A 24,617-nucleotide genomic window follows, 5' to 3' on the forward strand; every position below is an offset into this window, starting at 1 on the left:
TCTGCCATGTCCTTTTTTGATACCCTGCAAATGCAAACCACCCAGGAGCGTCAGGCCCTGTTTGCCGTACCGGTCATACGCGATGCGCTGGCAGGGCACGTCAGCCTCGACAGCTACGTGGCCTTCCTGACCCAGGCATATCACCATGTACGCCACACCGTGCCACTGATGATGGCGTGCGGGGCGCGGCTGCCTTCACGTTTGGAATGGCTGCGTGGCGCCGTGTGCGAATACATCGACGAGGAGTATGGCCACGAGCAGTGGGTCCTCAATGACATCAATGCCTGCGGTGGCGACTGGGAGGCGGTGCGTGACGGTCGCCCGGCACTGCCGATCGAGCTGATGGTCGCCTACCTATACGACTTGATTGCCCGTGGCAACCCGGTCGGGCTGTTTGGCATGGTCAATGTGCTCGAAGGCACCAGCATTGCCCTGGCCACCCAGGCGGCCGGCACGATCCAGAGCACGCTGGCGTTGCCTGACAGGGCCTTCAGCTACCTCAGCTCCCATGGTGCGCTGGACCAGGACCACATGGTCACCTACCGGCAGTTGATGGACCGCCTTGATGATGCTGACGACCAGCGTGCTGTAATTCATGCGGCCAAAGTGGTTTACCGCCTGTACACCGACATGTTCCACGCGCTGCCGCGTGCGGGCCGGCAAGAGGTGCGTCATGCGCTTGCCTGAGTGTGTAGTGATACTCACCGGCGCCAGCGGAGGCATCGGCCTGGAGCTGGCCGAGCAGCTGTGTGCAGCCGGTGCCCGGGTACTGGCGGTGAGCCGGCAGATGGGCAAACTCGCCAGTTTGATGAACCGTTATCACGACAGGCTGCTCTGGCAATCGGCCGACCTGCGCAGCCATGGCGGGCGTGAGCAGGTGCTCGCCCGTGCCCGGGAGATGGGCGGGGTCAATGTCCTGATCAATGCCGCAGGCGTGAACCGTTTTGCCCTGTTCGACCAGATCGACGAACAGGCGCTGGACGAGTTGCTGGACATCAACCTCAAAGCCGCCTTGCAACTGACGCGTGTGTGCCTGCCGCTGCTGCGCGCACAACCCAGGGCACTGGTGGTCAACGTCGGATCCACCTACGGCTCGATCGGCTACCCCGGTTATGCCACCTACTGCGCCAGCAAGTTTGCCCTGCGCGGCTTCTCAGAGGCGCTGCGCCGCGAGCTGGCGGATACCCAGGTGAATGTCATGTACGCCGCCCCCCGGGCAACCCGTACTGCGATGAACAGCACCGCCGCCACGGCGCTCAACCAGGCGCTGAAGGTCGGCATGGACGACCCGGCAGATGTGGCCCGTGCTGTGCTCAAGGCCGTGCAGTCAGAACGCAGCGAGCTTTACCTGGGTTGGCCAGAAAAGCTCTTTGTACGCATCAACGGCATGTTGCCCGGGGTGGTCGACCGCGCACTGCGCAAGCAATTGCCGGTGATCCGCCGCTACCTTGCTAGCCATTCCAAGGAGTCGATCAAATGAAATGTCTGTTCATCGCTGGCCTGTTGGCGTTTGCACCGCTCACCTGGGCGCTGGACCAGGCCGGCAGTCAACAATTGGCTAACTTGCAGCAGCGCTGGGCGCAGATCCAGTACCAGACGCCTAAAGACAAACGCGCCGAGGCGTTCGAGAAACTGGCAGCCGACGCTTCTACGCTGGTCCACCAGCACCCAGGCTCGGCCGAACCCTTGATCTGGGAGGGCATCATCAACAGCAGTTGGGCGGGTGCCACCGGCGGCCTGGGGGCGCTGGGCAAGGTCAAGTCGGCCAAGGCCAGCCTCGAAGAGGCGATGAAACTCGACCCCAATGCCCTACAGGGCTCGGCGTATACCAGCCTGGGCACCTTGTACGACCAGGTGCCGGGCTGGCCCATCGGGTTCGGTGACAGCGACAAGGCAGATACCTTGTTGCGCAAGGCGCTGCAAGTAAACCCCAACGGTATCGACAGCAACTACTTCTGGGCCGATCATCTGTTCCGGCAAAAACGCTACGCTGAAGCCACCGCTGCCCTGGAAAAAGCACGCCAGGCGCCGCCACGGCCAGGCCGCGAACTGGCCGATCAGGGCCGGCGTGGCGATATCGATGCTTTACTCAAGGCCATCAAGGACAAACAGGACTGAACATGCGGCTGCTGCTGGTTGAGGATGATACCGCCCTGGGCGAGGGGATCTGCGACGGGTTACGCCAAGAGGGCTACACCCTCGACTGGCTGCGCGATGGCCTGAGCGGGCTGCATGCCCTGCAACATGAAGTGTTCGACCTGGTGATCCTCGACCTCGGGCTGCCGCGGTTGGGAGGCATCGAGCTGCTGCGACGGGTGAGGGCAGGGGGCAACAGCTTGCCGGTACTGATTCTCACCGCGCGCGATGCGACCGAGGACCGTATCTCTGGCCTGGATGCCGGTGCCGACGACTACCTGGTCAAACCTTTCGACCTCAATGAGCTCAAGGCCCGCCTGCGCGCCTTGCTCAGGCGCAGCGCCGGGCGGGCAAAGGTGCTGATCGAGCACGCTGGTGTAAGCCTGGACCCTGCCACCCAGCAGGTGCACTACAACGGCGTGCCTGTGATACTGACGCCCAAGGAGTATCGCCTGCTGCACGAGTTGCTGGCACAACCGGGCAAGGTGTTCACCCGTGAGCGGTTGACCCAGCTGCTGTATGGCTGGGACGAGGAGCCTGAGAGCAACACGCTGGAGGTGAACATCTATCAGCTGCGCAGGAAACTGTTCAACGGCCTGATCCGCACGGTGCGCGGTATCGGTTATCTGGTCGAGGCCAAGCTGTGAGCTCGTTGCGCCAGCGTACATTGTGGCGGGTGATGGCGCTGATGCTGCTCGGCACCAGCTTGTTGGCGTTGTACAACTATCACGACAGCCGACGCGAGATCAATGAAGTCTACGATGCTCACATGGCTCAGAATGCCCGGCTGTTGCAGGGGGTAATGAACCTGCCGGTGCAGGATGGCAACCGCGAAAAACTGTATCAGGCATTTAACGAGGCGCTGGGCAAGGCCGGGCGCCACCGTGTGGGCCACCCCTATGAGAGCAAGCTGGCGTTTCAGGTGTGGGGGGAGGGAGCACGGTTGCTGGTGCACACACCCAGTGCGCCGACACTCGACGCACCGCCTGCGGCGGCGGGCTTCTACGACTTTGCCAGTGGGGGCGAACAGTGGCGCGGCTTTGTATTACCGGTGCCCGAAAAACAATGGGTAATCTGGGTGGGCGAGCGCGACGATGTGCGTTACGACCTGATCGACCGCATCGTACGCCATACCCTGTTCCCGTTCCTGCTTGGCAGCCTGGGCCTGGCACTGTTGGTCTGGGCGGCCATCGGCTGGGGCTTGCGCCCTTTGCAGAACATGGCCGATGTAATTCGTGGGCGCCATGCCGACTCCCTCGAACCCCTGCAACTGGTGCCGTTGCCGACCGAGCTTGAGCCTATGCAAGCCGCCATCAACCGCCTGCTGGCGCAGATCGATGACCTGCTGCGGCGTGAGCATCGCTTCATTGCCGACGCCGCCCATGAGATGCGCACGCCGCTGGCGATCCTGCGCCTGCATGCGCAGAACGCACAGGCCGCCAGTACCGATGCCGAGCGCCAGAAAGCCCTGGGTTTTCTGATTGGCGGCGTGGACCGGCTGACCCGGGTGGTCAACCAGTTGCTGACCCTCGCCCGGGTCGAGCCGCGCCTTGGTCGGCGCGCCACCACCCGTGTCGACCTGGGCGACGTGGTCACCGATGTGCTGGCGGATCTCACCCCCTGGATACTGGATCGCGGCCTGGAGCCCTCGCTGGATCTCAGCGAAGGTGACCATGGCCTGATGATCGATGCCGGAGCGTTGGGCATCGCCTTGCAGAACCTGGTTTCCAATGCGGTGGAGCATTCACCGCCTGGCGGGCGTATCACGGTATCACTGAAGCGCCTGGCCAATCGCATCGAACTGGTTGTCGAAGATGAAGGCCCAGGTATAGACGAGGCGAATCTTGTGCGGGTATTCGAGCGCTTCTATAGCCGCAATAGTCCCAATGGCGCAGGGCTGGGGTTATCCATCGTGGCCACTATTGTCGAGCGGCTGGGTGGGGAGGTGCGCCTGGAGAACAGGGCCACTGGTGGGCTGGCTGCCATCGTGTCGCTTCCCTTGCAGTGAGCTGGCCGATACTGTCTCAAGGGTCTCTAGAAGGTGCTGCTCAGCAGCCAACCGAACACGCCGCAGCCCAAGACAACCAACCATGCAGGCCACTTCCAGAACATCAGGGCCATCAAGGCGATCAGCGCCCACGCCAAGTCTACTGGCTTGGCTATGGCGCTCGTCCACACCGGTTGGTACAAGGCAGCCAGCAGAAGCCCGACCACGCCGGCGTTTACCCCGGCAAGCGCTGACTGGCTGCGGGCGCTGCGCCGCAGTGCTTCCCAGAAGGGAACTACCCCGATCACCAACAGGAAGGAGGGGGTGAAAATGGCGAGAATGCAAACGCTCGCGCCCACCCAGCCGGACGGCTGCACGCTCATGGATGCACCCAGGAAGGCTGCAAACGTGAAGAGTGGGCCCGGTATGGCCTGCGCCAGGCCATAACCTGCGAGAAAAGTGTCATTTGCGACCCAGCCATTGGCCACTGTGGCCGACTCAAGCAACGGTAGAACCACATGCCCGCCGCCGAATACCAGCGAGCCTGCGCTATAAAAGGCGTTGACCATTGCCAATGCTTGCGAGGGCCAGATGCGGGTCAATAGCGGCAAGCCCACCAACAAGGCAAAGAACAATACCAGCGCAGCCAGCCCGGCCTTTTGGCTGACTGAAAACGGCAGCTCTTCTCCTGCCGGGGAATCCGGAGGCTTTAGCAGGATCAAGCCTGTGATGGCCGACCCTGTGATCACGGCTATCTGCCCGATCGCGTTGGGCCACAGTAGCGCGGTACAGGCAGCGAACAGGGCGATGGTTACCCGCGTAACATCGGTGCAAAGGCTACGTGCCATGCCCCACACCGCCTGGGCCACCACGGCGACTGCGACGATTTTCAGGCCGTGCAACAGGCCACTTGGGGCGCCACCTCCCCATGCCCCCAGGCCCTGAGCACACAGCGTCAGCAGGAGGGCCGATGGCAATGTGAACCCTGCCCACGCGGCGACGGCGCCCGCGAACCCCGCCCGTGACAGGCCCAGAGTGATGCCGACCTGGCTGCTGGCGGGGCCGGGAAGCAGTTGGCACACGGCGACCAGCTCGGCATAACTGCGTTCACTAAGCCATTGGCGGCGCGCTACAAATGCTTCACGAAAGTAACCCAGGTGCGCAGTGGGGCCACCGAAAGACGTCAGCCCCAGGCGCAAGAACACCAGAAACACCGACCAGGCAGAGTCGCTGGGCTTCACGCCGCAGTGAGTGCGTTCTGACAAGGCAGGCTCCTTGGGTGAGTGATGCTGCAGTTTTTGGCGGGTAACAGCTAGCCTCGAGGATTGTTGTGGCGAGTAGGCCCAGCGCCGCGCGCGCGCCGCTCGGTTTCACAGGCACTGAAAATCCTCCGAAAAGCCCCCAAAACCCATACTCATCGTGCAAAGTTTGCTGTTCGCCGCCTACGCTGTCCAGAGTCTTGGTCAGCAGGAGGCACCATGAGCAATTTCCCTATCGTTGCTACCGTCCTATCCATGGTTTTGGGCCTTTCTGTGACACGCCTGCTTCTAGGGGCGCTGACCGTCTTCCGAATCCGTCGCAACGCTGCTCCAGATTGGGTGGCTCTGGTCTGGGCGGTCATGCTCTTCACCACCCAGATGGATTTCTGGTGGGCGGTCAATTCGCTGCCGCAAGTCAGGGCGACCTTCTCGTTCCAGGAGTTTTTGCTGTTGGTGCTGCTGGCACTTGCGCTGTTCGTTTCCTCGGCGCTGATCTTGCCCAGCCGCAGCGAGGACGAGCGCGAAGGGCTTCGCGTGTACTTCGAGCAGGATGGCCGCTACGCGCTGTTATTCTTGTCGGGCTATTACCTGCTTGGGTTCATCGTCAACATTCTGTTGTTCGGCGTTTCGCCCATGGCGCTTTGGGGCGCGTTTGACGTGGTCATGATCATGTTTCCGCTGTGTGTGTTTGCCGCCAGATCGCGCAAGGCCTATGCGCTGCTGACCGTGGCATTCGCGCCTCTCAATATTGCAGACCTGGTGATATCGCTAGTGACGTGACCGAGGTCTGGCGCTGCGCGGGATTGAAGAGGCATTGGTTAATTCAGCCGCGAAATCGCCGACCCGGTCTTTGCCAGGATGATTGATGGGCCGGCACTGGAGGGGATCCGTCAGTTGCTCACACTCTGCGGCACTGGTGATAAAAGATCGCGTGCCCGCTGGCCTTGGTAGGCGAGGGGAAGGCCGACGGGATCAGTTGGGCGCTTTGAACGTGGGGTTCATGGAGCGCTTACGGTCGTTCAATTTGGATGCAGAGCTGAACGCCATGAGCAGGCGGGTAGGGGATGTGTAATCTCCAACCCACACGTGTTCACAACTGACCGGCATCAGGCGAAGATTATCAAAGGCTTCCAGGTTCAGTATCAGCAATATTATTCGAAGGCAATGAACGGAGTGCCGCCGATCAATACCACGTCGCTTACGTCTCGCGTGCTTTCGGGGTTCGGCAGGAATGTTGCTTTGGGAGGTGTATATTCGGACACCGATAGCACTGTGGTTCGCAACGTGCCGTTTTTGGACAGATTCCGGGGCTGAAATGGTTGTTCAACAGCACGTCGACTGTGAAGTCTGAAACCGAGCTAGTTTTGTTGCTTACGCCGCGATTGGTAGATACCCCAATATAACTACACTAAATGACTATTTAGCATAGTTATATTATTTAGCTATTAGAGTGGAGTAGGGCAGACCTAAACTTAAGAGGATTTTCCGGCCTTTAAGAGAGCCTGGAAAGCTTCTGCAGTGGGTTGTTCCGCCTCTTTGATTTGGTTGAGAACCGCCATAAGGTGCTGGGAAATTTCTTCTTCTAACGCCGAGCCTGGTAGATCAGCTAGCAGGCTGGACATCTTTTTAGACGGTTCACTTGTGAGAATGCATTCGCAAGCCTGTTGTTGACTGTCTCGCTGAAGATGTCAGCTTTATCTAAGAATTGAGATGGTAGACCGATGGTGATTTTCGACGCTTGAGCAGCCAAATCTTTTCGGGCGCTTTCATCATTTAGCACGTCCAGTAAGTATGTTTGGTCGCTATCAGAAGGCACCACATAGCATCTGAATTTTGCGATTTCTATCTGGGTAGCTCCAACCGGTGTTGTCATGATCTGAGCTAGGAGCTTCGCGCTTGCGGCCCGTTCACGTTATCTTTAAGCCTTGTTAAAGCTCCAGATAATAAGTGCGATGATTGCAGCAGCAGCCGTTGCGACAGCAGCCACAGCGTCCCAGTCGATTTTCCATTCTGTGCAAAGCCACATGCAATTTCTCCGTCAATTGGTGAGGCAACGTTTGTCGGGCGGCATTCAAGCACGCAGTGATCAGCATCGCCAAGCTGAAAGCTGGAGGCGCCGTCAGGCTTCAAATCTGACCACCAGAGCCCCCCAACTCCGTATAGGAAGGTTCGCATAATGTATATTATGTTAAATAGAGTATTGTTTTCCGCGCTGCGGGTATTGTGTCCACTTCCACTAATCCCCGGTCGGTTTTGCACAAAACCCCGGACGATGAAAAATCAGCCTCTTCCGTTACCATCCTCACATCCTTCCTTAGGTTTATCTGTCACGAATATCCGTTTCTACACCTGGCGCGCTGAAAACTGGCTAGCACCAGGTACGTCTGCTAAACGTAGATACACCACTCAGAGATCTTAGCGCGCGGGTTCACCAATATTGAAAGTGGGTACCGACCACAGGCTACCTGACCGGGCAGCAAGCTCAACGAGACATTAGCCAGTACCTGATGGGCCACTACAACTGGATCCGGCCCCATCAATTCAACCATGGACTGGCTCCGGGCAAAGCTGAAGAAAATATCAAAACTGTGTCCGGGATGAGTTGACCACTACAGATGACTGCTTTGGGTTTTTGCCACTCAGGGCGCCGCCCCAATCTCACGAGCACTCATGGTTACGTAACGGCTCTCTTAAAATCACTGAGCGCCTGGTTGACCTTGTATTGAAGCATCAGCGATGCAGAAAGCTTAACCATAGCTTCGAACGATACATGCCCTGATTCGATCTCACACTGACCAACGCAATGCGCCGCGTATTCGCCAGGTTCGTATGCGTAAACTGTGTAGTAAACCCTACCAGCCTTTCGGTTCAATCCCGCAGTGATATGTGTGACCGCCCCTTCCCTCACACCTGATTCCGGATCTGAAAACTCCAAGACGTCTTCAAACGGAATGAACATCGCCGATGCGGACATCACAAAGAGACTCGCGATATCCAACGCTTCTTCAACGCTTCCAATCTCAGGAGTTATGTACTCATGCTCAAGAACATTTCGCATATCTACGACTTTTCGCAACAGACTCGGCGCGAGTAGTCCCAAAGCCCTAAGACGTTCAATCTTCTTCGGCACGTTCCATCTGAATGACGGATAGCCAAAAGAGGTCAATAATTGATCTAGCTGGCTGACAATGGCACGCTTTGCGTTGGCTGTAGCGTTGATTAGTGCCGCCAGTCCGCCCCGCTCAAAATCGTCCTCCGCCAGCGATAAAAACTCGACCGGTGAGGTCACAAGGTCAGCCAATCCAAAACTACCACCGCCTGGCATGACCGAACACTTTCTCATATCAAATTTGTGAGCGAGGCAAAATTCTCTGATATCCATTTCACTCCAACCGATTGGCAATTGTCAGAACAAAAGCAGTGTATCAGCGAGAACGCTCTATGAATTCCACCGACGCACAAGAGCAGTGCCAAACCACGTGGTTTTCGAAACGCACAAGACTGAGAGCCTGCCTGCCACTCGCAGCTCTCTCAACTTAATGCCGCCTCGGTGTGCCTAGCCATTGCAAATGTACTACGTGTTGGATAGCCATCACGGTATTCGCCACGACCATCACCCTCGAAATACCCTCCTCCAAAGCTGCGAAAGACCGAGTTTGCTGTTGAGGGTTCACACCGCCCCCTGTGAGCCCTTCCCTATCGCCAATTCCCGCGTCAGCCACTCAAGATACCCGGCAATCATCACCTCATTACGCTTGCAGTAAGACCACTTGTGCCTCTTCGCCACCGTTACAAACCCGGCCTGCACAAGAATCTCCAAATGCCGGCTTGCAGTCGGCTGAGCGACACCCAGCGCCTTGGCAATAAGCGTCATGCAAACGCCGAGTTCAGCAGGATCTGCCGACCACTGATCTGCAAAATGTTCATGAGGCTTCGCAAGCAATCGAAGTATCGTTACCCGAACCTCGCTGCTCATCGCTTTCATCTGTATTGATCTGTCCATGCCGGCATCATATAGTCATTTAGCTAAATGACAATATGAGGTGAGCCATGCTGGATCTACCCTACACGTCAATCATCGAAGGCAACGCCGTCAGATGGGGAAAGATGGGATCAGGCGCCCCCTTGGTAGCCATCCACGGAACGCCTTTTTCCTCCCAGGTATGGAGGCGCATCGTTCCCCTGCTAGCTGGCCATCGCACCGTGTACTACTTCGATCTGGTCGGGTACGGCCAGTCTGAGATGAGGGCGGGTCAGGACGTTTCGCTGGCCGTCCAGAACAATGTGCTCACTGCGCTCTTCAAAGAATGGGGCTTGAACCGGCCAGACGTGCTCGCACATGACTTCGGCGGTGCTACTGCGCTGCGAGCTTACTACCTGAACGGCCTGCGCTACGCGTCTCTTACCCTGTTCGACGCAGTCGCTTTGGCTCCGTGGGGCTCGCCGTTCGTCCAGCATGTCCGCCAACACGAGGCAGCATTTGCTGGAATGCCGGATTACATGCACCGCGCGCTGCTGGCTGCTTACCTGCAAACCTCAGCAGCGACCCCGTTGAGTGAAGAAGCCATGCGCATCTACAGTGCCCCTTGGGTGGGTGAAGTTGGTCAGCCTGCGTTCTATCGGCAGATCGCGCAGATGGATCAAGCGTTCACTGACGAGATTCAGCCGCTGTACACAAGACTTGATTGCCCGGTGTCGGTTTTGTGGGGCGCTGAAGACGCCTGGATTCCGTATGCGCAGGGCGAACGTCTTGCCGAGCTGATCGCCCAGCAGCCCTGTATTCGAGTCGAGCATTGCGGTCATCTCATGCAAGAAGACCGGCCCGAGGCCATTGTGGCGGCGCTGATGAAACAAATCGGCGCAGGCTGAAAAGTCGCTCCCACTGGATGCCGGCATGCCTGGAAGGCCGCCGAATACGATAAGCATTGTTAGTCCTTTACAGTGTTTCAGTGCGACATTGAGCGTGGTCAGCCCTGTGGCAGTAGCTGCCACTGCTCACCCGGTGCGCTTCCTAAAGCGGCATGACACGGCTATCCGGACGATGCTGAGTACGGTGACAATTCAGGCACCAGACAACACCTGTAACCAGCAGCGCCATTGCTGCAATTTCGTATGGATCAGGAAGCCGATGCGCCCATAGAAAGCCAATAAGCAGCGCCGCCAATGTCTCTATCACGAGCACTTGCCCACTCAGTGCCAAGGGCAGGAGCCGGCTCGCCTGGTTCCAGCACGCGCCGCCCACCACGGAAGACAGAAAAGCTACCCCGCCAGCTACCAGAAGAAAATCAAGCCATTCAGTGTTGCCGTACGTTCCGGCCTGCCACCCCAGCACAGGTAGCGCCAAGAGCAATGATTGAGCGCCCGTCATGACTCCTGTCAGCAGTGCCCAGTCATTGGAGGAAACGCTGGCGACCTGAACCAGACGCCGAGCGTTACTCACCGCGAACCAGCTCCAGGTCACTAACGCGCCCGCCGCGCACAGAATCCCTGCGATGTTGGTGAGGATATCGGTCCGGTCGCCGTTGGTAATTGCATGCCAACTGATGAGCGTTACCCCGCCCACTGCACAGCACAGCGAAGGAACGAGCTTGCGCAGCGGAACGGCATTTTCGTCATGCCGACCTGCCAGTGTGATGAGCACCGGAATCAGCCCGACAATCAGCGATGTTGTAGCTATGCCAACCAACTGCACGCCGGTGCCCACCAGCGTGTAGTAGATGAGATTTCCTATCAGGCTGAGCCAGAACAGCGACTTCCAGTCGGCCTTGCTGAGCTTGGCGCACACGCGCTTCCAGCGAGGTGCGAGCAGCGCCCCGGAAATCACGCCATAGCAAAGAAACCTCAGCACGGCGAATTGCAGGCCGCTCAGTTCGGGGGTCAGTTGCGGGCCGAGGAAGATCACCCCCCAGCACACACCCGCACACACCCCGTAGAAGATACCTTTCAGCAATAATCGATCTGCACCCATTTCACCCGCGCTCCAAAACCTGATGAGCGAAGTCTGGAGCAGCTGTTTCGGTGCGTATTGTCGGTAACTACGGAATGCTTTACCCAGGCTGTTGCTGCGCACGACGGTAGGCCGCCGGGGTCGTGGCTTTCAGGCGCTGCATGGTGCGTGTCAGCGATGCCTGGTCGCTGAAGCCCGCACGCAAGGCTATGTCAGCAATGGGCAAGGCAGTTCCACGTAACCATCGCTGCGCTTCCTGCACACGCAACTCGGTCAACCAGGCCTGCGGGCTCATGTTGAACACTTGCCGGAATCGCTGATGCAACTGGCTCACGCTCATGTTGGCAAACCGAGCCATGGCTTCATTGTTCCAATGGGCTCCAGGGTTGCTCCGAAGACGACCAATCAACCGCTCCATAGGGTCGGTAAAACAGGTCGCGTCCGGGCTCAGGGAGGACAACAGCAAGGGCCCCAGCTGGCACGTCGCGATGGAGAGTTGTGCATGACCTATCAACTCGGCGAACTCGATGAGCCGACGCGTTGCGGGGGGGATTGGCACATAGATGTTTCGAGCCAGGCGCTCGATGTGGAGCGTTTCCAGCGTGGAAGGCGCGCAGTCCAGGACCAGAAAGCGGCTATCGATGTCGCAGTGTTGCGAGTGCTCTGAGCCAGGTTCCACAAGTGCCGCCAATGACTGATCAATACATCCGCCGCGACCGTTTACGTCTATGTCCATTCGGCCGCGAATCGGCAGGACCAATTGAGCGTGATCGTGGTGATGGTGAGGGGTGTCCCGCTCATAGCTGCGCACTTCGAGGCTTAAAAACATTACTGCACCTTCCGCTCCGGCAGGTTATCCGACGTGTGTGTTACTGCCCTACTCCACAGCCGTTAACACTGTCAGCGCGAGCGGCCTTGGAACTCACCGGATCATATCCCTTTTGCTCATGGCCTGCTTTCCAGGAGGACAGAAGATTCCTCGCGGTGTGCTAACGGATAGTCCAGGGAGATGCGGAAACAATTGAGCCTCCAGCTAATCAGACGGAGGCCCAACAGTAGTAAAGTTTGTGTTTAATGCTGGAGCTCGCAGAAGCTCAAGCAATGCCTCTCGCGTTCAACGGCTAACCGGGACAATTACTAGAGGTTCCTGCCTGGACTCAGCGGCGCAGAACGCGATCCAGCACCAACAGGGCAATCGCGCCAATAGCCATCGCAGTCACTGGCTTTTCTTTGACGAAGGTGGACACGCTGTTCATTGCATCGCCGTAGGCCTGGGTCACTTGACCGCATGCCTGGCGGCCCGCACCTTCTGCCTCGAGGCTGGAATCACCAAACAGTTTCCCGACAGCGCTCTGGGCTTTACCGGCAACTTGTTCTACTACGCCTTCAACCTGTTCACTCTTCATGTTCGTCAAACCTTCGTGTGTCAGTGGGGAGGCTCAGGGTCTGCCTGAGCCGGTAGATAGCTGCACAAGGTTAGGGTGACAGGCGTCATGAATAGTTCAACGTCGATGCGCACCGGTCATATCGCCAAACGACTAGCTACGTCGACACCTGCTCAAGGAAGATCAGCTGCAATGGCTCAGCCAGCAGATCATCAGCGATGCCAGCAAAGTGCTGGAAATACGGCATGGCGAAATGCGCATCGAGCGCGGCCTGATCTGCGAAGGCCTCGCGCATGTAGAACGTGCCACGCTCATCACGCAGCTCGAACAATACGTAGTCCAGGTTGCCCGGCTCCGCACGGGTCGGTTCGACCAACGACAGCAGTGCATCCTTCAAGGCTTTTCGTTGACCAGGCTTGGCCTTGAGTACGGCAATTGATACCAACGCTTTGGCGGACGCATCCATCCTAAGTTCTCCAGAACAATGAGTTTGAGGACCACCGTGGTCCGTGGCGATGATATTCACCTGGCAAGCTCTGCAGAAAAACCCTCGCATTCCGGCAACACTTTCGCTTTAACGGTGAAAATGAAGCCGTAAGGTATCCGGGTTATCGCGTTCCTCAACGGGAAGGCGTCAAGTTCGGCACGCACGTGCCGATATCCCTCAGAGCGACTGTCCAAGCGCCATCCTGGCCCCTATCAGCGCCCTGCTCTATCTACCAGCTCTGAGGCTGTAGTGAGTATTCACGGCAAGACACGGGCGTTATCCGTTTCGCCAGCTACCAATAACTGCTTGATAAAAGCCTAAGCACCGGGTGATGAATGCGCCGTATATCGTTGGGCCAGTGGCTGCGCGCTGGGGTGGCCGTGGCCGCATTGACCGTATTCAACACCGCTCCAGCGTTCGCGCTATCAAATGGCTGTACGGCCATCAACAGCTTGTCCGGCTCAGTTTCACTGGCATTTGGTACGAACAAATATCCCGCCTCGGACTTTCTCCCGGGAGATGCGCTGACGCTGACGTTCAGTGACAGCGGGGCGGCGTACCAGGGCAATCCCACCGCTGCTGACAGCCTTAGTCTCGCTCGCTACAGCCTTGCCGGTTTTCAGACCTACAACGCAGCGAACAGCACCACCAATACGCCGCACACGGTCAGCATGACCGTCCCCGCAGGCAGCCTGGAGGCCAATGGTGCAGCCATTCGGGCTACGACCTCCAATGGCCAGATCAGCAACCTGGTGTTCAGCTGCACCAGCCTCAGTGCAGTATCCACGGATGCCACCCTATCCAGCCTAACGCTCTCGACAGGCAGCCTGACGCCAGCTTTCAGCACGGCCACTACCAGCTACAGCGCTTCGGTCGGCAACGCTACGACCACCCTCTCCCTTACACCGACCACCACAGACAACAACAGCACGGTCACCGTAAATGGCACACCGGTAAACTCAGGCAGCGCTTCCCCACCCATCGGCCTCGCCGTGGGTTCGAACGTCTTCACGCTGCTGATCACAGCTGCGGATGGAGTCACTACCAAGTCTTACACCATCACCGTCGACAGGGCCCAAGCCGCGCCGCAGGCCAGTGCGGTTACGGCCAACGTGAGTGCCAACAGCACGAACAACCCGATCAGCCTGGCCATTACCGGCACCGCCAGCTCGGTCGCCGTCGCTACTGCAGCCAGCCATGGCACAGCCACGGCGAGCGGAACCAGCATCAGTTACACGCCTGTCGCGGGCTATTCAGGCAGCGACACCTTCACCTATACCGCGACTAACAGTTCAGGCACTTCTGCGCCGGCGACGGCCACTGTGACCGTCTCGCAACCAACACTGATCATCACTCCGTCTGCCGGTGCATTGCCCGCAGGCCAGCTCGGCAGCAGTTACAGCCAGACCTTCAGCAGTGCTGGGGGCACAGCGCCCTATGGCTACGCAACCAGCGGACTGCCAGCTGGACTGTCGCTGAATGCCACTTCCGGCGTGCTCAGCGGGACGCCCACCACCGCCGGCAGCTACACGCCATCGGTCATCGTCACCGATGCCTATGGCGCGACCGCCACCACCAACTACACCCTCTCGATCGTGGCGCAGGCGCCGGTGGCGAGCGCCGTATCGGCAAGCGTTGCCGCCAACAGCACAGGCAACGCGCTCACCCTCAACCTGTCCGGCGGCCCTGCCGACAGCGCGGCGATCGCCAGCCAGCCCCAGCATGGCACCGCCACGGCCTCTGGCCTTGCCCTGCGCTACACGCCTGCAACGGGCTTCGCCGGGGTCGACAGCTTCAGTTATACCGTCACCAACGAGGCCGGCACTTCTGCGCCGGCGACTGTAACCATTACCGTCACGGCGGTGACGCTTGCACTCAGCCCGGCCAGCGGCCCGCTCCCCGGCGGCACGGTCGCGTCCAGTTACAGCACCTCGCTGCTGGCATCCGGCGGCACTGCGCCTTATCACTATGCCGCGACCGGCTTGCCGAGCGGCTTGACCCTCGACACCAGCAGCGGAGTGATCAGCGGCACACCTACCCTGGCCGGCGCCTATAGCGTTGCAGTCACGGCCACGGATAATGTTGGCAATGCCGGCACTACCAACTACACGCTGGCCATTGGCACTGCCTTGCCCACGGTCGCGGCAGTATCCGCAGTGGTCGCCGCCAACTCGTCGAACAACCTCATTGCCTTGGGGCTCTCGGGTGGCGCTGCTACCACCGTGACCGTCACATCGTTGCCGTTGCATGGCACGGCGGTCGCCAGTGGCACCAGCATTCGCTACACGCCCCAAGCAGGTTTCTCGGGCAGTGACAGCTTCAGCTACAGTGCCAGCAATGCCAGTGGCACATCGGCTGCTGCCAGCGCTTCCATCACGGTCAGCCCTGCTACCCTGGTGCTGGCTCCGGCAGCCGGCGCGTTGCCCGCTGCCACCGTGGGCAGCGTCTACCGACAGAATGTGAGTGCCAGCGGCGGCGTCAGCCCCTATCGCTTCAGTGCGGCCGGGCTGCCGGCCGGGCTGACGCTGGACCCGGTATCCGGCAGCCTGTTCGGCACGCCGACTGCTACCGGCAGTGGCTCATTTTCGATCAGCGTGACCGATGCCAACGGCACCCAGATGACGGCCAATTACTCGCTGCTCAGCAACGGCGTCACGCCCGAGGCAGCCGATGTCAGTGCGTCGGTTGCGGCCGGCCAGAGTGTCGCCCTGAACCTGACTGCGGGCGCGACCGGTGGCCCGTTCACCTCTGCAACCCTGCTCGACACACCGTCGCAGGCGTTGGGCAGCGTACGCCTGAAGCAGACCGCCCTTGAATTCACGGCAGCGGCCAGGGCCAGTGGCACCGTCACTTTGCGCTTCACCTTGGCAAACGCCTGGGGTGTCTCGCAGGTTGCAACACTGACCCTGCAGATCAATGCACGGCCCGATCCGGGCAAGGACACCGAAGTGATCGGCGTGCTCAATGCGCAGACCCAAAGTGCTCAGCAGTTCGCCCGGGCGCAGGTCACCAACTTCACTGACCGTCTTGAGCAACTGCATAGCCCGGACGGGCACCGCAACGCCTTCAATCTGCGCTTCAACCCCACGCAGGCACACCCACGGAACAAGCCAGGCCAGGCGGCCGACTGCGAGCAGACCGATCTCGATCTGCTCGCAGCCACACAGATGCTGGCCAGCGACCAGCCGCAACTGATGCATGCAGATCCAGCCGACCATGACCCCACTGCGCCTGCCAGCGGCAATGTATCGGTATGGACAGGGGGCTATGTTGATTTCGGCAATACCGAGCGCGGCGGCAGCAAGGTCAGCAGCACCCTGATTGGCGTCAGCAGCGGGATCGACTTTCGCTTGAGCCGTGCGCTGACAGCCGGAGTGGGGGTTGGCTATGGTAGCGACAAGAGTGATATCGGCTCTGCCGGCAGCACTAACCGCGGCAAGTCCTACAGCGTGGCTGCCTATGCCAGTTATCACCCGAGCGCGGTATTTGTCGATGCACTGCTCGGCTACAGCCGTCTGCAATTCGACAGTGAGCGCTTCGTGACTGATTCCGGCGGCTACGCCAATGGCAGCCGTGAAGGCGATCAGCTGTTCGCCTCGCTAAGCTCTGGCTACGAGCTGAAAAGCCGGAACTGGCTGGTATCGCCCTATGGCCGCTTGGATACCTCTACGACCTGGCTGCACGGCTATCAGGAGTCGAATGCAGATGCCAACAACCTCGATTATGCCCAGCAGCGTTTTTCACTGGTGTCGGGCGTGGCTGGCCTGCGTGGGCAGTACGGGATTGCGCTGAGTTGGGCCTATCTGACGTTGCGCTCGCGCCTGGAGTTCAGCCACACCTTCAACTCCGAATCCAGCGCCCGCCTTGGCTATGCCGATGTTGGCAATTCAACCTACACGATCACCACCGAAGGCTTCGGTGACGACACCCTTGCTGCGTCGCTCGGGATGGATCTGCTGTGGGCATCGGGGCTGAGCACCGGGATTGGCTATCAAGGCACGCGGGCACTGGGGCAGCAGTCGCGCTCGGATGCGCTGTCGCTGCGTGCCGCCTATCGCTTTTAACATCCCCCGCGGCCTGGTTGCCCGTCAGCCCTCGGGCAAGCTGACGCCGCAGATGAAATCGCTTGAGCCGATGCGGTGCGAGCCGAACTCCACGACGTAACTGTCGCCGCGGCGTTCGGCTTCTATTCTGGCGGTAGTCTGGTCGGCATATACATCGACCAGATGCCACGGATGGCGGTCGCGCAGCACGCCCCAGCCCAGCACCCAGCCTGGTCTGGCAGGGTCCGCCGGCAAGTTTTTCACGAGGCTGCGTATGCTCATCGGCTGCTCCCAGGACGCTTTGTCTCCTTACCCCCGCAGCCGCTCTAGGCGAGCGCGACCGGCTTCGGTAATGGCGTTCTCCCCTTCATCACTGATGCGATAACGACCGGAAGCCATCCTGGCAATCGAAAACCTCACCAGGTCAGTTTTGGCCAACGCTTCGCCAACTTCGTAACTCATGGCGCGCTCCAGGTCGAAAATCCTGATCGCTCCCATCTTATAACGAGCAAAGACGATCAGCGCCTCATCAATCGCCGCTTGGTTTACCGCTTGAACACGTTCCATGCTGACATCCTAGTTCGTGAGTGGCCCGATCCGTGGGCAGACAGGCAACGGACCGTGGCAGTTCGTCGAATGCGCAACGCTACTATGTACACGCCAGGTGGGGTACTGGCTTTGCATCCATGCTGGATGATTGGACAGGCCAAGGATTCGCAATCATTGACTCTAATCGGGGCCAGCCCGCGGGTATTACCGCTCCAGCAACTCTTCCCGGAGCCACGCGAGCAGCGCCTGCACTTCAGCCCGATCAGCCGCGCCTTGTGCTGTGTAAACAGAAAGGGCATCGGGCAGAGGAATGGATTCAGCGCACACTTGAATTAAAGCGCCCTCCTCGATCAGTTTTCCCGCACTGTGGCGCCATCCAAGAGCCACGCCGTGCCCCGCTACTGCTGCCTGCAGCATCAGCGGGTAGCTATCAAACACCTTACCAGGCGTATCTTGCGCTATCGCCCTGCCAAAAGCGCTTAACCAGTCTGACCAGTCAATGAAGTCCTGTGGTGTAGAGCGATAGTGCAAGAGCGTATGCAGGCGGAGCTCTTCAAGGCTCAACAACGTGTCAGCCGCCAGGTAACTGGTGCTGCACACCGGGAACACTTCATCGGCTGCCGTAAAGCACACTGCGTGCGGCCCGCTCGCGCGTCCGGTAGTTTGCAAGGCTACATCGAAGTGGTCAGTGAATTCGCCAAGAGGTCGCGTCGAGGTGATCACCTGAACCTCAAGGTGCGGGTATTGCTCGTGGAACCTGGCAAGACGGGGCATCAACCAGTAAAAGGCTTCGCATAGCTGGCACAGGAAGACCACCCGGTCGTTGCCATGGGTTTGCCGTAGTGCCACGGCCTGATTACTGATGCTTCGCAATGCTGTGCTTACCGCCTCTGCCAGCGCTCGCCCCGCATCCGTCAAGAACACTGCTCGATTGCGGCGGACAAAGAGCTTCACACCCAGGTCTTGTTCCAGCGCCCTTATCTGCCGGCTGATGGCCGCCTGAGTGATGTGCAACTCGTCAGCAGCCTTGGAGAAGCTCTCCAACCGTGCGGCCGCCTCGAACGGCAACAAACTGGTCAGCGGAGGTAATGTGTTCCTGAGCATATTCATAATCAGCTGTTATGAATCCAAGCCTGAAAAGTCGTTTTTAACATACTTGCCGCGCGCGCAACATTGGCTGAACCCTTGATGGATTTCAGTTGATGACAACCTCACCTTCAACGCTTATCGCTGGAGTACTGTTCGCCGTCATGGCGACCCTGGCCTGGGCCCTCAACTTCATAGCGCCTTATGTCACTGGCCCCTACAGCATCTACGACCTGATGGTCATACGCTATTTGATAGCGGGTGCTCTGGGCGTGCTGGGCGTCATGCTGTGCCGCGCCCAAATGCGGTCGTTGCGGTTCTCTCAGCAGGTGCTCGCTGCAGGCCTGGGCGTAATAGGTTATCTAGGCTACGGCAGCTGTATTGCCGCAGGCGTAATTTTCGCCGGCCCGGTACTGGCGGCGGCGTTTGTGGGCCTCGTGCCGGTCTTGCTTGCCTTGCTCGGCAATGCCAAAGAAAAGACAGTGCAGTGGCGTCGCCTTGGATTTCCACTGCTGTTCATTGTGCTTGGGCTCGTCCTTTCCAATATCAGCAGCGTGGCGCTGCCGCACGCGGATAGCGCCAGTTGGCTGGCGGGCGTTTTCTTCTCCGTCCTGGCAGTGGCACTGTGGTTGACCTTCAGCCTGCTCAATCAACGCGCTATGGGAAAGATCGCCCCTGCCGCCACACGCGCTTGGACGGGTTTGATGATGGCCGGCGCCGGCATAGCTACACTGTGCGTCCTGCCGTTACTTCATTCGCTGGGCCTGCTTGAACTGACGAGTGCGAGTTTCGGTTTCACCACTGCGGCACGCTTTTATGCCTGGGGCTTGGTCCTCGCTGTTGTGTCTTCGGTGATTGGCGCCTGGGCCTGGAACGCTGCGACACGGCGGCTACCGATGGTGCTCTCAGGTCAACTGATCTCACTGGAGTCTTTGTTTGCCGCCCTGCTCGGCTTACTCTTCAACGCCAGGCTGCCAACGTTCATAGAGACGTCAGGGCTTATCGCCGTGATCACAGGCGCCGGGTTGGCGGTGCACAGCATTCTCACGCAGAAGCACAGCAATGGATGCACTTACCCGAACGCTCAAAGCGACAATTGAGGCCGCTGATCACGCGATCACCGCCGAAGATTTCGACGAGTTAATGAAGTTTTATGCCGACGACGCAACGCTGGTGGTCAAACCGGGTTTGACGGTCACCGGCAAAGACAGCATCCGCCGCGCATTTGTCGCCATCGCGGAGCATTTCAATCACAGCATTGTTGTCACGCAAGGCGAGATGCAGGTTATTCCGGGGGCTGATGTCGCGCTCGTCGTCATGGAAACCCTGTTGCAGGCTACTGACAAGGCAGGTGACAAAATCGAGATTTCGCGCAAAGCAACTTACGTATTTCGATTCATCGCGAACCAATGGCTATGCGCCGTCGACAACTCCTACGGAACGACACTGCTGGACAACATCGTCGAGCCGTAGGACTCAAGTCAGGACTGCCGGCAAACTATGTATCAGCCTGCTGCCGGCGCTTCTCCATGCGAATATCGCCTTCAGGCAACTGCTCCACGCAGCGCCAGCCGAGCTTGCGATAAAAACCGCTGGCGCGACTGGCCTCTGCGGTTTCCAGCCATATCGTCTCATGCTGCTGAAAAAGGAAGCACTCTGCGCGTTCCATAAGGCAGCGACCCAGGCCCAGCCCCTCGAACTGGGGCAGTACGAATGCCGCGAACACACAAGCATCACCGCTATCAGCCATTGAAAAGCCTGCCGGGACACCGTCGACCTCAGCAATCCAGATACACGGTGCCTCGATAAGTGCTTGTTCAATGGCTTCGGGGGTGATGCCCATGTCCGTCAGTTGCTCACGCGACAGGTGGTTTTCCTTAACGCTTGTGCGGATATGGAAAATTGCATCGATATCAGCGGCGTTGGCCAGCCTGATTGTTTTCTGCATGACGAGTCCCTTCAGCTACTTTCAGACGCCGGTGCTTCATGGCGCCAGCGGAAGGTCCTTTTACCAGCTGTGGCGGATCAAAGCACTACGCTGACTTCAGATATGCCGAGTAAAGCCGCCTGCTCGAGAACTTCGGCAGGAGTGGCATCGGCGTCAGGCATGACCAGGCTGTTCTCACCATCACCATGGTGCAACATGATCAAGTGCAGCGCGGCCTCATGGGTAGCAAGGTGATCCTGCTTGAGCTCGAACTGGTGAGTGCGGCGCTCGCCGTTGAAGAGGTATTCCAAGGTAAAGGTATGCATGGTCAGACTCTTATGTGGTGGACTAGACCCTTATCCTGACCAGCGAGACAGCTTTTTGGTTCGATTGGCTTCCAACAACTCTGCGCAAAACCAGACCGGCGCGGTCGCTGGTCTGGTTTCACAGCGCGAGTTAACGTCTCAGAAATGCCCGCTGCTGTTGACGATCCGCAGCGACAGCGCTTCATAGGGTTCCAGGTTGATCATCAAGCGCCCGTCCTCGCTGAGGTCGCCCTCGACCGTTTCATTGATCATGTCGACCACGGTGCCCGGAGTGAACCCGGCCAGTGTCAATTCCTCGCTGATGACTTCAGCACTGAAGTTGAGCGCGCTGATCTGAATACCCTTGCCGGCAGGCAGTTCATGCACCATGACCAGCAAGCCGGGGCTGCTGACTTCTGGCACCAGAATTTGCTTGCTGCTGGCAATGCCATAGGCCTGGCGCACAGCGAGGATCTTTTTCACCATGCTGGCAAACGAATCGCTGCGTTGCAGCTGGCTGTCCAGGCTGCCGTACAAGTCGCGGGCCTTGGGGATGCCACGTACGGATGCTTGCTCTTCAGGCGCCAGCCCAGCCAGATCATAGCCACCGCGGTGAATCCAGCGCGTGTCGCCATCGAGCATGCGCTCGGCGACAGCCTCGGCCGGCAGTGGCAGTGCGCCGACCATGTCCCAGCCCGACAGCGCGAACACGCCGGGTTGCATGGCGTTGTACATCACCAGCAGCAGGTGGATCTTCTGGATCTGGGCGATATCGTCCTCGGTGATCAGCTCCAGGTCACGAATCCCCAGCGTGGCAGTGATCAGGCTCGCGGTGGTGCAGGAGATGCCGTTGGTGACGAAACGCAGGTTGTACGGCGCATGCTCGCCAGACAAGCGCTCATGCATCTCTTCACGGATATGCTCGCGCAGGATGCTGCCGGGGATGGTCTGGCCCTTGTACATGAACATGTCATGGGCATGCAGGGTCCAGAAATGCACCAGCTCAGTGGTTAACTCGTCATGGTTCTGCAGGGCATGGATCAGCGAGGCAGGGTCAATCTTGAACGCATGCATCTGCTGCAGCATCAAGCGCAGGAACTCGGTATCGCCGGTCAGCAGTGCGTGCTGGTAGGCCGGCCGAGTAACGAAGTCGTAGGATAGGTCGGCACCGCCCTTGGACATCTGGGCGATGTCATCCAGGGTCAGGTTCAGTTCCTGGAAGCTGAAGCCGCCGGCCTTGCGGATCATCCCGCCGAGGATCTGGTTGCCGGTGATCGATAACGGATGGCTCTCGGACCAGGCCGGGCCTTCGGCGCGGGCTTCGACGCCGAGGAAGCCGTTGGCGTCCAGGCGGATACCGCGTGCGCCATGGCAGTCGAGGGCATACAGCGCATCACCGAGGATCATCTGCTGGGCGGTAAACGATGGGTCGAGCCAGTTCAGCGACGGCTGTCCTTCCTTGAAATAATGCAGATAGACCCAGCGCCGTTCGATGCCGTCGACGCCGGTAATCGCGGGTGTTGCACTCCAGTCGGTGTCCTTGACGCCCGGCTCGAAGAAGATCACCCGTTGCAACTGGCCGACAATGTAATGCCGCGCCTTCAACTCGTCGCATACCGCTGGTGACAGGTTGACGGCGTCGCGGCCCGCGGGCACGTCTGGCAGCAGATGCCAGTCTTCCTGACGAATCTCGACCATGTGATACAAGCCCGGATACAAGCCATAGGCCCGCTCGGCCAGCCTGAAGTCCGCGCCCTTGCCGGTATGTGCGGGGATCAGGTCATCGATGGTCACCGCGTTGTGCGCGGCGGCGATCCTGCTCATGCGCACCAATTCTTCTTCGGTACCGAACAGCGGGTCGACGTCAAAACTGATGCGGTCGAAGTTACCGTCCACGCTTGGCGTGAACTGATCACCACTGATCCCACCGGCCTGCTTGATCGGACCGGTGTGAATGCCTTGGATGCCAATCTCGGACAACTGCTTCCACAGCGCTTCATGGCCCAGCGCCTGGAGCACCGAAGACCCTTCAGGCGAGACGATCGCGTCGGGGTACACCGTCAACCACACCGAGGATATTTCAATTGCCCGGCGCGGTTGCGACTCGGCATAGGCGTTCATCCACAGCCGCGACTGGCCGCCGTAGAGCTTGGCCCGGTCCTGGGAAATCTTGAGCATGGAACGCGCTTCGAGCCATTTAATGTAGTCGTCCTGATCTGTCATAAGCTCCCCACAAGGCAAAAGTGAATGTACGCAGGCTTTAGGGTATGACGCATGGCAGCAATGAACGTTCGCCTGGAGCGCTTTGCGCGGCGCTGGCGCAATGACACAATGCCGCACCCGTATCCAGAGCTGCGGCCTCACGCCATGAACGCCCCCGACCTTCGCCCCGAGATCACCCAGCACGTCAGGACCGATCGGCTCAAGCAGCTGTTCGTGCAATCGGCGCCGGCGGTGCTGGGCAGCTACCTGGCTGCAGCGATGCTGTGCTGGATGGGCTGGGAGCGCTTTGATCACAAAGCGGTGCTCATCTGGATGAGCGTGCTGACCGCGACCACGCTGCTGCGTACCGAGATGTTCATCACCTACCGCCGCGCCGCGCCCAACCAGCGCTCGCCGCAACAGTGGGAGCGCCGCTACTGGCTGACCTTGGCATTGTCGGCAGGCACCTGGGGCCTCGGCGCGCTTGCGGTGATGCCGATCGGTGATCTGGTCGGGCAGACGCTGATCATGCTGTTTGCAGTAGGCATGTCGGTCAGCGCGGTGTCGTGTTACTCGTCCTTTCGCAATATGACCCTGGTGTCCGTTGCTCTGGTGCTGCTGCCTTGCACGATCTGGTTGTTACTGCAGCCTTCTGCCTTGCAACAAGGCATAGCCCTGGCGGTGCTGGTGTTTGCCTCGTTTGTTGTCAATGCCACCCGCAGTCTGTCGTCCGCACTGGAGACTGCTTGGCGCCTGAAGCATGAAATGGAACATGCCCACCGGCTGGCCATGATTGCCTCCTGCACAGACGGGCTGACCGGTTTGAACAATCGCCGGGCGTTCTTCGATCATGCCTCGGCCCAGCATGCGTTGTGCGAGCAGCAGAGCGGGCTGGTCGCTGTGCTGATGCTGGACGTCGACTTTTTCAAACAGATCAATGACACCTTCGGCCATGCGGCGGGGGATCGGGTCCTGCAACGCATTGGCACGGTCATCAGTGCCTGCCTGCGCGACGATGACATCGCCGGCAGGCTCGGCGGTGAAGAGTTCGCACTGTTGCTGCCCAACACGCCCCAGGCCGAGGCCGTCGAGATTGCCGAGCGCCTGCGGGCATTGATCGCCCAACTCAACGTGAGCAGCGAGCACGGCGTGACGGCAAGCATCGGCCTGGTCTATGCCACAACTGCCGAAAGTGATCTGGACGCATTGCTGGTCTGCGCCGACAAGGCCATGTACCGCGCCAAGGCCGCCGGCCGCAACCGGGTTGAACTGGTCGAGCACGCCCGCCCCACCGCCTGAGCGCC

25 protein-coding genes and 1 pseudogene are annotated in these 24,617 nt (G+C 59.3%); 13 read left to right on the forward strand and 13 right to left on the reverse strand.

What is annotated here, in order from left to right; all coding sequences use genetic code 11:
- The first annotated feature begins 6 nt into the window (after positions 1–6).
- Genes ACIOAU_RS04935 through ACIOAU_RS04955 form a run of 5 tightly spaced genes read left to right on the forward strand, consistent with a single transcriptional unit; the run spans position 7 to position 4,144 of the window.
- Positions 7–687, forward strand: a complete 681-nt coding sequence (locus tag ACIOAU_RS04935) for an iron-containing redox enzyme family protein (protein WP_312387929.1) — start codon at positions 7–9, stop codon at positions 685–687.
- Positions 674–1,480 (forward strand): SDR family oxidoreductase, encoded by an 807-nt coding sequence (locus ACIOAU_RS04940; RefSeq protein ID WP_101319368.1) that lies wholly within the window; start codon positions 674–676, stop codon positions 1,478–1,480. The genes ACIOAU_RS04935 and ACIOAU_RS04940 overlap by 14 nt, the downstream gene beginning before the upstream one ends.
- Positions 1,477–2,118 (forward strand): hypothetical protein, encoded by a 642-nt coding sequence (locus tag ACIOAU_RS04945; protein WP_401180390.1) that lies wholly within the window; start codon positions 1,477–1,479, stop codon positions 2,116–2,118. Before ACIOAU_RS04940 ends, ACIOAU_RS04945 begins: the two co-directional genes overlap by 4 nt.
- A gap of 2 nt (positions 2,119–2,120) precedes the next feature.
- Entirely contained in the window at positions 2,121–2,783 is a 663-nt protein-coding gene (locus tag ACIOAU_RS04950; protein WP_150571613.1) for a response regulator, read from the forward strand.
- A complete protein-coding gene (locus ACIOAU_RS04955) occupies positions 2,780–4,144 on the forward strand; it encodes a sensor histidine kinase (RefSeq protein ID WP_401180394.1) in 1,365 nt (454 codons plus the stop codon). The genes ACIOAU_RS04950 and ACIOAU_RS04955 overlap by 4 nt, the downstream gene beginning before the upstream one ends.
- A 26-nt stretch (positions 4,145–4,170) precedes the next feature.
- On the opposite strand, the gene chrA is transcribed toward ACIOAU_RS04955, so the two are convergent.
- Positions 4,171–5,388 carry a chromate efflux transporter gene (gene chrA, locus ACIOAU_RS04960; RefSeq protein ID WP_401180397.1) on the reverse strand — a complete coding sequence of 406 codons (1,218 nt, stop codon included), beginning with the start codon at positions 5,386–5,388 and terminating at the stop codon, positions 4,171–4,173.
- Between the two features lie 213 nt (positions 5,389–5,601).
- Between chrA and ACIOAU_RS04965 the strand changes: the two genes are divergently transcribed.
- From ACIOAU_RS04965 to ACIOAU_RS04975, 3 genes and pseudogenes are all read left to right on the forward strand, one after another.
- Positions 5,602–6,162 (forward strand): hypothetical protein, encoded by a 561-nt coding sequence (locus ACIOAU_RS04965; protein WP_150571610.1) that lies wholly within the window; start codon positions 5,602–5,604, stop codon positions 6,160–6,162.
- 521 nt (positions 6,163–6,683) lie between these two features.
- Positions 6,684–6,785, forward strand: coding sequence for a hypothetical protein (locus ACIOAU_RS04970; protein ID WP_401181086.1), 102 nt, complete (start codon positions 6,684–6,686; stop codon positions 6,783–6,785).
- 1,038 nt (positions 6,786–7,823) lie between these two features.
- Positions 7,824–7,988, forward strand: a pseudogene (locus ACIOAU_RS04975) (IS3 family transposase); the annotation flags it as partial.
- Positions 7,989–8,056: 68 nt separating this feature from the next.
- Here ACIOAU_RS04975 and ACIOAU_RS04980 read toward each other — a convergent pair.
- Positions 8,057–8,764 carry a hypothetical protein gene (locus ACIOAU_RS04980; RefSeq protein ID WP_401180401.1) on the reverse strand — a complete coding sequence of 236 codons (708 nt, stop codon included), beginning with the start codon at positions 8,762–8,764 and terminating at the stop codon, positions 8,057–8,059.
- A gap of 288 nt (positions 8,765–9,052) precedes the next feature.
- A complete protein-coding gene (locus tag ACIOAU_RS04985; protein ID WP_224786355.1) occupies positions 9,053–9,367 on the reverse strand; it encodes a helix-turn-helix transcriptional regulator in 315 nt (104 codons plus the stop codon).
- A 65-nt stretch (positions 9,368–9,432) separates the two neighbouring features.
- Here ACIOAU_RS04985 and ACIOAU_RS04990 point away from each other — a divergent pair, with 65 nt between their 5' ends.
- Entirely contained in the window at positions 9,433–10,251 is an 819-nt protein-coding gene (locus tag ACIOAU_RS04990) for an alpha/beta fold hydrolase (protein ID WP_401180405.1), read from the forward strand.
- Between the two features lie 142 nt (positions 10,252–10,393).
- On the opposite strand, the gene ACIOAU_RS04995 is transcribed toward ACIOAU_RS04990, so the two are convergent.
- The 4 genes from ACIOAU_RS04995 to ACIOAU_RS05010 all read right to left on the reverse strand — a co-directional run bounded on the left by ACIOAU_RS04995 (position 10,394) and on the right by ACIOAU_RS05010 (position 13,180).
- Positions 10,394–11,350: a DMT family transporter gene (locus ACIOAU_RS04995; RefSeq protein WP_401181089.1), complete on the reverse strand. Its 957-nt coding sequence runs from the start codon at positions 11,348–11,350 to the stop codon at positions 10,394–10,396.
- 79 nt (positions 11,351–11,429) lie between these two features.
- Positions 11,430–12,158, reverse strand: a complete 729-nt coding sequence (locus tag ACIOAU_RS05000) for an AraC family transcriptional regulator (protein WP_401180408.1) — start codon at positions 12,156–12,158, stop codon at positions 11,430–11,432.
- Between the two features lie 328 nt (positions 12,159–12,486).
- Positions 12,487–12,735 (reverse strand): CsbD family protein, encoded by a 249-nt coding sequence (locus ACIOAU_RS05005; protein WP_101319281.1) that lies wholly within the window; start codon positions 12,733–12,735, stop codon positions 12,487–12,489.
- 136 nt (positions 12,736–12,871) lie between these two features.
- The gene (locus ACIOAU_RS05010; protein ID WP_401180412.1) at positions 12,872–13,180 is read right to left on the reverse strand and encodes a putative quinol monooxygenase; all 309 of its coding nucleotides are present in this window, start codon (positions 13,178–13,180) and stop codon (positions 12,872–12,874) included.
- A gap of 356 nt (positions 13,181–13,536) precedes the next feature.
- Between ACIOAU_RS05010 and ACIOAU_RS05015 the strand changes: the two genes are divergently transcribed.
- Positions 13,537–17,265, forward strand: a complete 3,729-nt coding sequence (locus ACIOAU_RS05015) for an autotransporter domain-containing protein (RefSeq protein ID WP_401180415.1) — start codon at positions 13,537–13,539, stop codon at positions 17,263–17,265.
- A gap of 24 nt (positions 17,266–17,289) precedes the next feature.
- On the opposite strand, the gene ACIOAU_RS05020 is transcribed toward ACIOAU_RS05015, so the two are convergent.
- The 3 genes from ACIOAU_RS05020 to ACIOAU_RS05030 form a co-directional block, all read right to left on the reverse strand.
- Complete coding sequence (locus ACIOAU_RS05020; protein WP_150571603.1) at positions 17,290–17,526, reverse strand: hypothetical protein; 237 nt, start codon at positions 17,524–17,526, stop codon at positions 17,290–17,292.
- A gap of 27 nt (positions 17,527–17,553) precedes the next feature.
- The gene (locus tag ACIOAU_RS05025) at positions 17,554–17,811 is read right to left on the reverse strand and encodes a hypothetical protein (RefSeq protein WP_101319275.1); all 258 of its coding nucleotides are present in this window, start codon (positions 17,809–17,811) and stop codon (positions 17,554–17,556) included.
- A gap of 186 nt (positions 17,812–17,997) precedes the next feature.
- Positions 17,998–18,903 carry a LysR substrate-binding domain-containing protein gene (locus ACIOAU_RS05030; protein ID WP_401180419.1) on the reverse strand — a complete coding sequence of 302 codons (906 nt, stop codon included), beginning with the start codon at positions 18,901–18,903 and terminating at the stop codon, positions 17,998–18,000.
- Positions 18,904–18,995: 92 nt separating this feature from the next.
- Here ACIOAU_RS05030 and ACIOAU_RS05035 point away from each other — a divergent pair, with 92 nt between their 5' ends.
- Both ACIOAU_RS05035 and ACIOAU_RS05040 read left to right on the forward strand, forming a co-directional pair.
- Entirely contained in the window at positions 18,996–19,979 is a 984-nt protein-coding gene (locus ACIOAU_RS05035; protein ID WP_401180422.1) for an EamA/RhaT family transporter, read from the forward strand.
- The gene (locus tag ACIOAU_RS05040) at positions 19,942–20,352 is read left to right on the forward strand and encodes a YybH family protein (protein WP_401180425.1); all 411 of its coding nucleotides are present in this window, start codon (positions 19,942–19,944) and stop codon (positions 20,350–20,352) included. Before ACIOAU_RS05035 ends, ACIOAU_RS05040 begins: the two co-directional genes overlap by 38 nt.
- A gap of 25 nt (positions 20,353–20,377) precedes the next feature.
- On the opposite strand, the gene ACIOAU_RS05045 is transcribed toward ACIOAU_RS05040, so the two are convergent.
- The 3 genes from ACIOAU_RS05045 to treS form a co-directional block, all read right to left on the reverse strand.
- Complete coding sequence (locus ACIOAU_RS05045) at positions 20,378–20,827, reverse strand: GNAT family N-acetyltransferase (RefSeq protein ID WP_188035894.1); 450 nt, start codon at positions 20,825–20,827, stop codon at positions 20,378–20,380.
- Between the two features lie 77 nt (positions 20,828–20,904).
- Positions 20,905–21,132, reverse strand: a complete 228-nt coding sequence (locus tag ACIOAU_RS05050) for a hypothetical protein (RefSeq protein ID WP_401180428.1) — start codon at positions 21,130–21,132, stop codon at positions 20,905–20,907.
- A gap of 138 nt (positions 21,133–21,270) precedes the next feature.
- Complete coding sequence (treS, locus tag ACIOAU_RS05055) at positions 21,271–23,334, reverse strand: maltose alpha-D-glucosyltransferase (RefSeq protein ID WP_101319267.1); 2,064 nt, start codon at positions 23,332–23,334, stop codon at positions 21,271–21,273.
- A 231-nt stretch (positions 23,335–23,565) separates the two neighbouring features.
- Here treS and ACIOAU_RS05060 point away from each other — a divergent pair, with 231 nt between their 5' ends.
- Entirely contained in the window at positions 23,566–24,612 is a 1,047-nt protein-coding gene (locus ACIOAU_RS05060) for a diguanylate cyclase (protein WP_401181092.1), read from the forward strand.
- The last annotated feature ends 5 nt before the right edge of the window (positions 24,613–24,617 follow it).

It is taken from the genome of Pseudomonas sp. NPDC088322 (genome assembly GCF_044740745.1).
Lineage (GTDB): Bacteria > Pseudomonadota > Gammaproteobacteria > Pseudomonadales > Pseudomonadaceae > Aquipseudomonas > Aquipseudomonas shirazensis.

Excerpts from the sequence above, each read along its gene's own strand:
- ACIOAU_RS04935 (WP_312387929.1), top strand. The coding sequence starts at position 7 with ATGTCCTTTTTTGATACCCTGCAAATGCAAACCACCCAGGAGCGTCAG.
- ACIOAU_RS04940 (WP_101319368.1), top strand. The coding sequence starts at position 674 with ATGCGCTTGCCTGAGTGTGTAGTGATACTCACCGGCGCCAGCGGAGGC.
- ACIOAU_RS04945 (WP_401180390.1), top strand. The coding sequence starts at position 1,477 with ATGAAATGTCTGTTCATCGCTGGCCTGTTGGCGTTTGCACCGCTCACC.
- ACIOAU_RS04950 (WP_150571613.1), top strand. The coding sequence starts at position 2,121 with ATGCGGCTGCTGCTGGTTGAGGATGATACCGCCCTGGGCGAGGGGATC.
- ACIOAU_RS04965 (WP_150571610.1), top strand. The coding sequence starts at position 5,602 with ATGAGCAATTTCCCTATCGTTGCTACCGTCCTATCCATGGTTTTGGGC.
- ACIOAU_RS04980 (WP_401180401.1), bottom strand. The coding sequence starts at position 8,764 with ATGGATATCAGAGAATTTTGCCTCGCTCACAAATTTGATATGAGAAAG.
- ACIOAU_RS04985 (WP_224786355.1), bottom strand. The coding sequence starts at position 9,367 with ATGAAAGCGATGAGCAGCGAGGTTCGGGTAACGATACTTCGATTGCTT.
- ACIOAU_RS04990 (WP_401180405.1), top strand. The coding sequence starts at position 9,433 with ATGCTGGATCTACCCTACACGTCAATCATCGAAGGCAACGCCGTCAGA.
- ACIOAU_RS04995 (WP_401181089.1), bottom strand. The coding sequence starts at position 11,350 with ATGGGTGCAGATCGATTATTGCTGAAAGGTATCTTCTACGGGGTGTGT.
- ACIOAU_RS05000 (WP_401180408.1), bottom strand. The coding sequence starts at position 12,158 with ATGTTTTTAAGCCTCGAAGTGCGCAGCTATGAGCGGGACACCCCTCAC.
- ACIOAU_RS05005 (WP_101319281.1), bottom strand. The coding sequence starts at position 12,735 with ATGAAGAGTGAACAGGTTGAAGGCGTAGTAGAACAAGTTGCCGGTAAA.
- ACIOAU_RS05010 (WP_401180412.1), bottom strand. The coding sequence starts at position 13,180 with ATGGATGCGTCCGCCAAAGCGTTGGTATCAATTGCCGTACTCAAGGCC.
- ACIOAU_RS05015 (WP_401180415.1), top strand. The coding sequence starts at position 13,537 with ATGCGCCGTATATCGTTGGGCCAGTGGCTGCGCGCTGGGGTGGCCGTG.
- ACIOAU_RS05020 (WP_150571603.1), bottom strand. The coding sequence starts at position 17,526 with ATGAGCATACGCAGCCTCGTGAAAAACTTGCCGGCGGACCCTGCCAGA.
- ACIOAU_RS05025 (WP_101319275.1), bottom strand. The coding sequence starts at position 17,811 with ATGGAACGTGTTCAAGCGGTAAACCAAGCGGCGATTGATGAGGCGCTG.
- ACIOAU_RS05030 (WP_401180419.1), bottom strand. The coding sequence starts at position 18,903 with ATGAATATGCTCAGGAACACATTACCTCCGCTGACCAGTTTGTTGCCG.
- ACIOAU_RS05035 (WP_401180422.1), top strand. The coding sequence starts at position 18,996 with ATGACAACCTCACCTTCAACGCTTATCGCTGGAGTACTGTTCGCCGTC.
- ACIOAU_RS05040 (WP_401180425.1), top strand. The coding sequence starts at position 19,942 with ATGGATGCACTTACCCGAACGCTCAAAGCGACAATTGAGGCCGCTGAT.
- ACIOAU_RS05045 (WP_188035894.1), bottom strand. The coding sequence starts at position 20,827 with ATGCAGAAAACAATCAGGCTGGCCAACGCCGCTGATATCGATGCAATT.
- ACIOAU_RS05050 (WP_401180428.1), bottom strand. The coding sequence starts at position 21,132 with ATGCATACCTTTACCTTGGAATACCTCTTCAACGGCGAGCGCCGCACT.
- treS (WP_101319267.1), bottom strand. The coding sequence starts at position 23,334 with ATGACAGATCAGGACGACTACATTAAATGGCTCGAAGCGCGTTCCATG.